7 protein-coding genes and 2 riboswitches are annotated in these 9353 nt (G+C 45.2%); of the genes, 5 read left to right on the plus strand and 2 right to left on the minus strand.

What is annotated here, in order from left to right:
* Nucleotides 1–425 precede the first annotated feature (425 nt).
* Nucleotides 426–1211: a YqhG family protein gene (locus tag BQ4305_RS08540; protein WP_110927430.1), complete on the minus strand. Its 786-nt coding sequence runs from the start codon at nucleotides 1209–1211 to the stop codon at nucleotides 426–428.
* Complete coding sequence (locus BQ4305_RS08545) at nucleotides 1189–2877, minus strand: DEAD/DEAH box helicase (protein ID WP_110927431.1); 1689 nt, start codon at nucleotides 2875–2877, stop codon at nucleotides 1189–1191. The genes BQ4305_RS08540 and BQ4305_RS08545 overlap by 23 nt, the downstream gene beginning before the upstream one ends.
* A 301-nt stretch (nucleotides 2878–3178) precedes the next feature.
* A riboswitch (glycine riboswitch) is annotated at nucleotides 3179–3268 on the plus strand.
* 3 nt (nucleotides 3269–3271) lie between these two features.
* A riboswitch (glycine riboswitch) is annotated at nucleotides 3272–3358 on the plus strand.
* A gap of 97 nt (nucleotides 3359–3455) precedes the next feature.
* On the opposite strand from BQ4305_RS08545, the gene gcvT reads away from it, so the two are divergent.
* The 5 genes from gcvT to ltrA all read left to right on the plus strand — a co-directional run bounded on the left by gcvT (nucleotide 3456) and on the right by ltrA (nucleotide 9306).
* On the plus strand, nucleotides 3456–4559 hold the full coding sequence (gene gcvT / locus BQ4305_RS08550) for a glycine cleavage system aminomethyltransferase GcvT (RefSeq protein ID WP_110927432.1): 1104 nt from the start codon (nucleotides 3456–3458) through the stop codon (nucleotides 4557–4559).
* A 22-nt stretch (nucleotides 4560–4581) separates the two neighbouring features.
* Nucleotides 4582–5928 carry an aminomethyl-transferring glycine dehydrogenase subunit GcvPA gene (gcvPA, locus tag BQ4305_RS08555; protein WP_110927433.1) on the plus strand — a complete coding sequence of 449 codons (1347 nt, stop codon included), beginning with the start codon at nucleotides 4582–4584 and terminating at the stop codon, nucleotides 5926–5928.
* Nucleotides 5921–7378, plus strand: coding sequence for an aminomethyl-transferring glycine dehydrogenase subunit GcvPB (gcvPB, locus tag BQ4305_RS08560; protein ID WP_110927434.1), 1458 nt, complete (start codon nucleotides 5921–5923; stop codon nucleotides 7376–7378). The genes gcvPA and gcvPB overlap by 8 nt, the downstream gene beginning before the upstream one ends.
* Before the next feature lie 339 nt (nucleotides 7379–7717).
* A complete protein-coding gene (locus tag BQ4305_RS21390) occupies nucleotides 7718–7888 on the plus strand; it encodes a hypothetical protein (protein WP_199880500.1) in 171 nt (56 codons plus the stop codon).
* Nucleotides 7889–8046: 158 nt separating this feature from the next.
* Nucleotides 8047–9306: a group II intron reverse transcriptase/maturase gene (gene ltrA / locus BQ4305_RS08570; RefSeq protein WP_110926134.1), complete on the plus strand. Its 1260-nt coding sequence runs from the start codon at nucleotides 8047–8049 to the stop codon at nucleotides 9304–9306.
* Nucleotides 9307–9353 lie beyond the last annotated feature (47 nt).

Consider the following 9353-nt stretch of genomic DNA (forward strand, 5'->3'; position numbering starts at 1 on the left):
AACATTTGTGAGCATCTTTCAGAGGCAGCCGGTTTGGATGAACATCCATAAACAGCAAAAAATATTTATATGAAGTTTTGCAGTTTTTTTGTCTTATTCCTATTCATACTGTATCGGTAATTTATATCCTTCAATAATGACCGAATATTATTTGCTGCTTAGACCTTCGACGGAAATGTATAAAGCAGTGCCGCAGCAGCATCATTACTCCAATTAAGCTTACATTGACCTCTATTCTGAAAATGATATATCTCCTCCTGCTGATTGTTTTGAAAAACACCGCAAAATCTGTAATGGTACGGACCAACTTTTGATTTTTTCTAAGAAGGGAAACAGTATCGGAAATCATTATTTCTTTGCTGTATGGATAATGTTAAAACATCAAAAAAAGCGGATGCCTTATTCTCGGGTATCCGCTTTTATAGTTAAATGGCTTGATCGTTTAAGTAAAACAGGCCGCCATTGATGATATCAATGGTGATACTCGGCTCGTATTGGGCTTTCAGTGCTTCTTTTTCGGTATAATAGCTTGCGGTCTTTTCCTCCATATCTTTATAAAAATGCTCGAGCAGCTGCAGGTCATTTTGCCACCTTTCTATGGCCGCCACTGCCCAGCTGTGCTCCTCTGTCTCAAAGCTTTTCCGTAAATAGGTGTCCAGTCTTTTTAATCCGCTTTTAGGCCTAATCAGCGGTGAAAGGGTATACGAGTAATCCGGGATTCTTGGTGTAACGTCGAGCTTCTGAACTTGAGCATGGAACCCTTCCCGAATTTCTCCGGAGATGAGATTGAGGCCGACTGATTTGAAAACTTCCCGTCTCCGGTCACATGTGTAAGAGATTTTTACATTGATGGAAAGCCAGGGAAACAAGGAGTTTTGAGTGCTGCTGTTTTTTTGATAGAGCCGGATAAAACTGGAAAGTCTTTTGGCAGATGCCATGATTTGATGCAGCCTGGGAGAGCCAAAATGAATCTTTTCCCCGCTTACATTCTCCGGCGCGTTTTGCGGATCCGTAATAAAGGTCAATTTAGCCGGATTTGGAACTCCGCCCGTTTTTTCAAGGTAATGCCAGTAAAAGGGCCGGTTCATTAATTCTTTATCCATTTCGATTGTGAGCTGTACCGTCAGATAGGCAGGATGATTTTCAACAATCTTACAATTATTTGCGGAAAAGTAGGTTAACAGGCATTCATGTATTTCCTGTTGCTGCATGAACTTCACCTTCTTTCATTTCTTGGGCGAACTGAATAAGGGAAGAGAGGTTGTCCATCTTGACTTTCATTTCTCCCTCAGTCCTGGACTCTCCTACAATGTCAATCAAATATTCTTCCATATTCCCGATATCCAGTTTTGTCAGGATATCATCCAGTTCTCCGATGACACGCTCAAATAAATGAATTTTTTCGTATAAAAGCTTGAGAATATGTTCTTCAATCGTATTTTTCGTAGCAAAATTATAAATTATCACATCTTTTTCCTGGCCCAGACGATGCAGCCGGCCGATTCTTTGTTCGAGCCGCATAGGATTCCAAGGCAGATCGAAATTAATCAGATGATTGCAAAACTGAAGGTTAATCCCTTCGCCGCCTGCTTCTGTAGCAATCAGGACCTGGACATGCTTTTGGAATAATTCTTTCATCCAGTCTTTTTTCCCGCGTTTGAAACCGCCCCGGAAAGGGACGGAAGTAATGCCATGCTGCTTGAAGTACCACTGAAGGTATAGCTGGGTTGCACGATATTCGGTGAAAATAATCACTTTATCATCCATTTTTTTAATCAGCTCGAGCGCTTTTTCTGCTTTGGAATTGCGAGTCGTCTCATTCACCTTTTCTATCAGCTGATCAATTTCTGCCACTAGAGCAGGGGATGGGTTTTCATGCTTCTCTTTCATATTCTTTAACGTATAATAGACGGCTTCCCGGCTGCTGCAGGCTTCGCGCTGAAGGGTGAGGGAGGAGAAGGCGCTGCCTTTCGTGCCGTCCGCTTCCATTTTGAATTGGGAAACGGCATCATATAACGCCTGTTCCGTCGGCGAGAAATCGATGATGACCGTTTCGACGATCCTTTTTGTCCATTCAATCCCGGTGTCCGCTCTTCTGTTCCGGATCATCACCGTATTGATGAGTTCTTTCAAATGCTGGTCATCATGAAGGCTCCGCCCCTTCCCTTTATACTTTTCGGAAAATAAGGAAGCGCTCCCTAAGTGACCGGGCTTCAGCAGGGAGACAAGATGAAAAATTTCCTCCACTTTATTTTGAATAGGGGTGGCAGTAAGCAATAAGCAAAATTTCTTTTTCAGCCCCTGTATGAATTCATAATTCTTCGTTTTATTATTTTTCAGCTTATGCGCCTCATCGATAATAATCAGATCATATTCCTGCTGAGAAATGATGTCTTTATGGGGGGCTCTTTTCGCCGTATCAATAGAGGAAACAATGATATCGCAGGAGTCCCATACGTAGCTTTTTCGCTGCGTAACAGCAGGTATATGAAACTTCGTATTTAATTCAAAAGCCCATTGTGTGACCAAGGAGGCCGGTACCAGAATTAAAGCCTTCTTCACGAGTCCGCGGATCATATATTCCTTCAGGACCAGCCCGGCCTCAATGGTTTTTCCGAGTCCGACTTCATCTGCCAGGATCGCTTTTCCGTTCATTTCCTCAACAACCTGCCGGGCTGCTTCAAGCTGATGCGGCAGAGGGGTCAGCTGCGGGAGATATTTAGGAGCCTGAAGCCCTTCGAATTCAGGGATAATCAGTTCTTCTTCCATTTTGACAGCAAGCTTATAAAGCTCCCAGTTTGCCCATGGACCGTCCTCTTCGATTCTATGAATAAAATCATTCTGCCAGTTTTCTTCTGAAACGATGTTGATTTTCATGCTTTTAACTCCTTTCTGGGTCGCCGGCTTTTCCCGGATGAAAGCACCAAATTTTTGAAAAGACAGGCTGCTAAACTGAAAAAATAGATTGCAGGAAAGGCCTGCATAGGGTAGGATGAAGGTATCTTTTGAATTATCAGTTAATTGAGCCGGTGTCTTATGATCTCTTCATTTCTCTTATTATGTTCAGGATTCCGTGAATTTATCATCAAACAGCTCATTTGCCTCAAGGAATAATGGACTTCACGCGTGAAGAACGAATTTTCCTTGTTTGATAGTTCTCATTCAATAGAATAAGCGGATGAAAGCAAGGGGAGAGACTACGACCATGTAGCGCCGAAGGAGCAAGCTTAGCAGTGAATCTCTCAGGCAAAAGAACTCTTGCGGGACGCAACTCTGGAGAGCGCCGTTTTCATTGGGCAAGGCGGCCACCAAAGGGGAAATCCTTAGAAAAGGTAAACTTTCAGGTATCAGGACAGAGAAAAAAGCGAAACAGGCTTTTTTCTTTGTCTTTTTTTATGCCCAGTTTTGCCGTAAATCATTGAAAATACCATACATGTAAAGCGGAGGGATTCCATATGACGGATTTAAAAAGGACGCCATTATTTGAGGTCTACCAAGAAAGTAAAGGAAAAACGATTGATTTTGGCGGATGGGAACTGCCCGTTCAATTCTCAGGAATCAAGGCAGAGCATGAAGCGGTCCGCACGAAGGCGGGGCTGTTTGACGTTTCCCATATGGGCGAAATTGAGGTGAAAGGCTCCGAAAGTATTGCCTTCCTGCAAAGAATGCTGACCAATGATGTTCTTAAGCTTCCAATCGGCGGTGCCCAGTATTCTGTGATGTGCTATGAAAATGGCGGTACGGTCGATGATTTAATTGTGTACAAAAAATCAGACGGGGATTATTTGCTCGTGGTCAATGCGGCAAACATTGATAAAGATTTTAACTGGTTAAAGGCAAATAGGATCGAAAAAGTAGAAATCAACAATGTTTCAGAACAGTATGCCCAGCTGGCATTGCAAGGCCCTCTTGCAGAAAAGGTGCTTCAAAAGCTTGCAGAAAAGGATGATTTAAGTGAAATCAAGTCTTTCCGTTTCAAGGAGCATGTGAATTTAAATGGGACGGACGCTATGGTTTCCAGGACCGGCTACACCGGAGAGGATGGCTTTGAAATATATTGTGCCGGTGCCGAAGGACCAAAGCTTTGGAGAGATATTCTGCAGGCGGGAGAAGAAGAGGGCGTACTGCCGATTGGCCTGGGGGCAAGAGATACGCTCCGCTTTGAAGCCAAACTTCCTCTGTACGGACAGGAGCTCTCGCCAAACATTACGCCGATTGAAGCGGGGATTGGTTTTGCTGTAAAAACAGATAAAGAGGCTGATTTTTTTGGCAAGGCTATTCTGCGTGAACAAAAGGAAAAAGGGGCACCCCGCAAACTTGTGGGAATCGAGATGGCTGACAGAGGCATCCCGCGGCACGGCTACCCGGTTTACAGCGGCGGCAGGCTGATTGGGGAGGTCACTACAGGAACACAGTCTCCGACGCTCATGAAAAATGTCGGCCTGGTACTTGTCGATAAGGAATATGCAGAATTGGGAACCGAGGTTGAAGTGGAAATCCGTTCAAAAAGGCTGAAGGCTGTCGTGACAGCGACACCATTTTATAAACGATCACGTTAATACAGAGGGGATGGTATCAAGGATGAAACATCGTTACTTACCAATGACAGAGGAAGATCAAAAAGAAATGCTTGCAGCCATTGGCGTTGAGTCAGCAGATGAGCTTTTTCATGATATTCCGGAGCAGGTCCGTTTCAGGGGAGATTACAAGATAAAACCGGCTAAATCGGAGCCTGAGCTGCTGAAGGAGCTGTCTGCAATGGCAGCGCGGAATGCCGATGCCAAATCATATACGTCCTTTCTGGGGGCTGGTGTATATGATCACTATATGCCGGTCATTGTGGACCATGTCCTGTCAAGGTCAGAGTTCTATACGGCTTATACTCCGTACCAGCCGGAGATTTCCCAAGGGGAGCTGCAGGCTATATTTGAATTCCAGACCATGATCTGTGAACTGACCGGCATGGATGTCGCCAATTCATCCATGTATGATGGAGGAACTGCCTTAGCGGAAGCGGCCATGCTGAGTGCGGGTCAGACGAAAAGGAAAAAAATATTGATCTCTGCTTCTGTTCATCCTGAGTCCAGAGATGTGGTCAAAACGTATGCAAAAGGCCAAAATGTAGAGATTGTCGAGATTCCCCACAAAGCCGGTGTTACCGATCTTGAACAGCTGGAAAGCCTGCTGACTGAGGAAGCGGCCGGCGTTATCGTTCAATATCCTAATTTCTTTGGCAGGATTGAGCCTTTAAAAGAAATCGGCGAGCTTGTTCATTCACATAAAGCGATGTTTATAGTTTCAAGCAATCCTCTGTCTCTCGGCGTTTTGACGCCTCCTGGTTCCTTGGGTGCAGATATCGTTGTCGGCGATGCGCAGCCGTTTGGAATTCCGGCAGCCTTTGGCGGCCCCCATTGCGGTTATTTTGCTGTGAAGAAGAAGCTGATGCGTAAAGTGCCGGGCAGGCTTGTTGGCCAGACAGTCGATGAAGATGGCAAACGCGGTTTTGTCCTGACGCTTCAGGCCCGTGAACAGCATATCCGCCGGGATAAGGCGACCTCTAACATCTGTTCAAACCAGGCGCTGAATGCCCTGGCTGCTTCTGTGGCCATGACGGCCCTTGGGAAAAAAGGGGTCAGGGAAATGGCCGTACAGAATCTGCAAAAAGCAAACTATACGAAAAAAGTCTTGAAGGAACAGGGACTTGAAATCGTTTTGGATGGACCTTGCTTTAATGAGTTTGTCGTAAAGCTTCCGGAGTCTTTTGAAAAAACGAATCAAAAACTTTTGGAGAAGGGGATCATTGGCGGCTTCCATCTTGGGAACGCCTATCCGGAACTGGCTGATCATATGCTTGTTGCCGTAACGGAATTAAGGACGAAAGAGGAAATGGATCTTTTTGCAAGGGAAGTGGGGGGACAGCATGAATAAGCAGGATCAGTCATTGATATTCGAAATTAGCAAGCCGGGAAGGATTGGATACAGCCTTCCGGAAATCGATATTGAAGAGACAGCCCTGGAAGAGCTTCTTCCGGCTGAATATATCCGCACAGAGGAAGCAAGACTGCCGGAAGTTTCGGAACTTGATATTATGCGGCATTATACAGCTCTCTCTAAGCGCAACCACGGGGTGGATTCCGGCTTTTACCCGCTTGGTTCCTGTACGATGAAGTATAATCCGAAAATGAACGAGAACGCTGCCAGGCTGAGCGGTTTTGCCCATATCCATCCATATCAGGATCCGAATACTGTGCAAGGCGCACTTGAGCTGATGTATGATCTTCAGGAGCATTTAATTGAAATTACCGGCATGGATGAAGTAACGCTTCAGCCTGCTGCCGGGGCTCACGGCGAATGGACCGGTCTGATGATGATTCGCGCGTTCCATGAAGCGAATGGAGATACTCACCGTACGAAGGTAATTGTTCCCGATTCAGCGCATGGAACGAACCCTGCTTCGGCCACTGTAGCAGGACTGGAAACGGTAACCGTAAGGTCGGACGAAGACGGGCTGGTGGATATCGAGGACCTGAAGCGTGTGGTTGGCCCTGATACGGCTGCTTTGATGCTGACTAATCCGAATACGCTTGGACTTTTTGAGGAAAATATTTTAGAGATGTCTGAAATTATCCATGAAGCAGGCGGGAAGCTCTATTATGACGGAGCCAACTTGAACGCAGTTCTTTCCAAGGCGCGCCCGGGAGATATGGGCTTCGATGTTGTCCACCTGAATCTTCACAAAACATTTACAGGGCCGCATGGAGGCGGAGGCCCTGGTTCGGGTCCTGTAGGCGTCAAGAAGGAACTGATTCCTTATCTTCCGAAGCCGGTCATTGTCAAAAAAGATGGCAAGTATAAGATGGACTATGAGCGGCCTCAGGCAATTGGCAGGGTGAAGCCGTATTACGGGAATTTTGGGATCAATGTCCGGGCATATACCTATATTCGCTCAATGGGGCCGGATGGGCTGCGGGCTGTCACGGAAAATGCGGTTATTAATGCGAATTATATGATGCGCAGGCTGGCTCCTTACTTTGACCTTCCATATGACCGCCATTGCAAGCATGAGTTTGTTCTGAGCGGCAGAAGGCAAAAAAAGCTCGGAGTGCGGACACTGGATATGGCTAAAAGGCTGTTGGATTTCGGCTATCATCCGCCGACCATTTACTTCCCGCTTAATGTCGAAGAAGGGATGATGATTGAGCCGACCGAGACGGAATCGAAGGAAACACTGGATTCCTTTATAGAGGCAATGATTCAGATTGCCAGGGAAGCGGAGGAAACGCCGGAGCTTGTTCAAGAAGCGCCGCACACGACAGTCATTAAGAGATTGGATGAAACGCTTGCCGCCCGCAAGCCTGTACTTAAATATCCTTTCTGATAGAAAATAAAAAGACAGGCGGAGAATCATGATTTCTCCGCCTGTCTTTTTTATAAGGACAGATGAGACAGCCCTTTATAAAGAAGAATCCTTCATTCGGATTCTTATTTTTTTGTGTGCGCCCGGCATGGGTGCAGTCTATAGGGTGAGAGTCCCGAACCATGAAGGCAGTAGTAATGGTTAGCTTAACGCAAGGGTGTCTGTGGTGACGCAGAATCTGAAGGAAGCGAGCGGCAAACCTCCGGTCTGAGGAACACGAACTTCATATAAGGCTAGGTACCATTGGATGAGTTTGCACAACAAAACGAAGTCCTTACTGCCGAAGGTGGTACAGAGTAAATGAAGCAGATAGATGGAGGGAAAGACTGTACTCTTACCCGGGGAGGTCTGATTGGAACGCCAAGTTCCCTTGGTAACCTATCCAGCGATGGACAGCTGAACAATCAGAAGTCAGCCGAGGTCATAGTACCATTCCAACTCGAGATGGAATGGGAAGGACTGAACTATTAGGAAGAACGAGAACTAGGCATATAATTCCTGTATAGAAGCAGACAATCCGAAAGGACTTACTTGAAGGAGGAAGTGGTGAATTCCACAGGGGACTTCATGAGGGTGGAGCAGGAATAACATAATTAGATTTCTACGTTCACGTCGAAAGGAAATATCACATGTTAATGGATCTGATTCTGTCACGGGAAAACTTAATAGAAGCACTTAAACGTGTGGAGAAGAACAAAGGGAGTCACGGCATAGATGGAATGTCCGTAAAATCCCTACGAAGACATCTCTATGAGAACTGGGAAACTCTTTGTGATTCATTAAGGGAAGGTACCTATCAACCTAACCCAGTCCGTCGAGTCGAAATCCCGAAACCGAACGGTGGAGTAAGATTACTAGGAATACCTACCGTGACAGACCGGTTCATTCAACAGGCTATCGCCCAAGTTCTAACCCCACTTCTTGACCCAACCTTCTCAGAACATAGTTATGGGTTTAGACCAAATAGAAGAGGTCATGATGCGGTTCGTAAAGCAAGGGAATATATAAGTGAAGGTTATAGATGGGTGATTGACATGGACTTGGAGAAATTCTTTGATAGAGTCAATCATGATAAGTTAATGGGGATATTAGCAAGTAGAATCCAAGACCGGCTGGTCTTGAAACTTATACGGAAATATCTCCAAGCAGGAATTATGATGAATGGTGTAGTCTATGATGCAGAAGAAGGAACACCACAAGGAGGTCCACTGAGCCCCCTTCTTTCGAATATCCTTTTGGATAAACTTGATAAAGAGTTAGAAAGGAGAGGTCACAAGTTTGTCCGCTACGCCGATGATTGTAATATTTACATGAAATCGAAGAAAGCTGGAGAACGAGTGATGAACTCAATTACATGCTTTATTGAGCAGAAATTAAAGCTCAAAGTAAATAGAGAAAAGTCAGCAGTTGATCGCCCGTGGAAACGAAAGTTTCTTGGCTTTAGCTTTACGGTCAATAAGAAACCGAAGGTTCGAATAGCCAATGAAAGTATTAAAAGGTTTAAGGCTAAAATACGGGAGTTAACCTCCCGTTCTAAACAAATTCCTATGGAAGTTAGAATCGAGAAACTAAATCAATATCTAACGGGATGGTGTGGATATTTTGCATTGGCTGATACACCAAGTAAATTTAAAGAATTTGATGAGTGGATTAGACGGAGACTCCGTATGCTTGAATGGAAACAATGGAAGAAACCGAGGACAAGAGTAAGAAAACTCAAAGGTCTAGGTGTCCCTGACCAAAAGGCATATGAATGGGGAAACTCCAGAAAGAAATATTGGAGAATAGCCTGTAGTCCAATCTTACACAAAACCCTCAATAACTTGTATTGGAGTCACCGAGGGTTGAAAAGTTTATATAATCGATATGAATTTCTGCGTCAAACTTAATGGAACCGCCGTATACCGAACGGTACGTACGGTGGTGTGAGAGGTCG

It is taken from the genome of Bacillus massiliglaciei, from assembly GCF_900098925.1.
Classification (GTDB): domain Bacteria; phylum Bacillota; class Bacilli; order Bacillales; family DSM-1321; genus Peribacillus; species Peribacillus massiliglaciei.

What these genes read in the sequence shown, in the direction of transcription:
- BQ4305_RS08540 (WP_110927430.1), bottom strand. Translation starts at nt 1,211, where the DNA reads ATGCAGCAACAGGAAATACATGAATGCCTGTTAACCTACTTTTCCGCA.
- BQ4305_RS08545 (WP_110927431.1), bottom strand. Translation starts at nt 2,877, where the DNA reads ATGAAAATCAACATCGTTTCAGAAGAAAACTGGCAGAATGATTTTATT.
- gcvT (WP_110927432.1), top strand. Translation starts at nt 3,456, where the DNA reads ATGACGGATTTAAAAAGGACGCCATTATTTGAGGTCTACCAAGAAAGT.
- gcvPA (WP_110927433.1), top strand. Translation starts at nt 4,582, where the DNA reads ATGAAACATCGTTACTTACCAATGACAGAGGAAGATCAAAAAGAAATG.
- gcvPB (WP_110927434.1), top strand. Translation starts at nt 5,921, where the DNA reads ATGAATAAGCAGGATCAGTCATTGATATTCGAAATTAGCAAGCCGGGA.
- BQ4305_RS21390 (WP_199880500.1), top strand. Translation starts at nt 7,718, where the DNA reads ATGAAGCAGATAGATGGAGGGAAAGACTGTACTCTTACCCGGGGAGGT.
- ltrA (WP_110926134.1), top strand. Translation starts at nt 8,047, where the DNA reads ATGTTAATGGATCTGATTCTGTCACGGGAAAACTTAATAGAAGCACTT.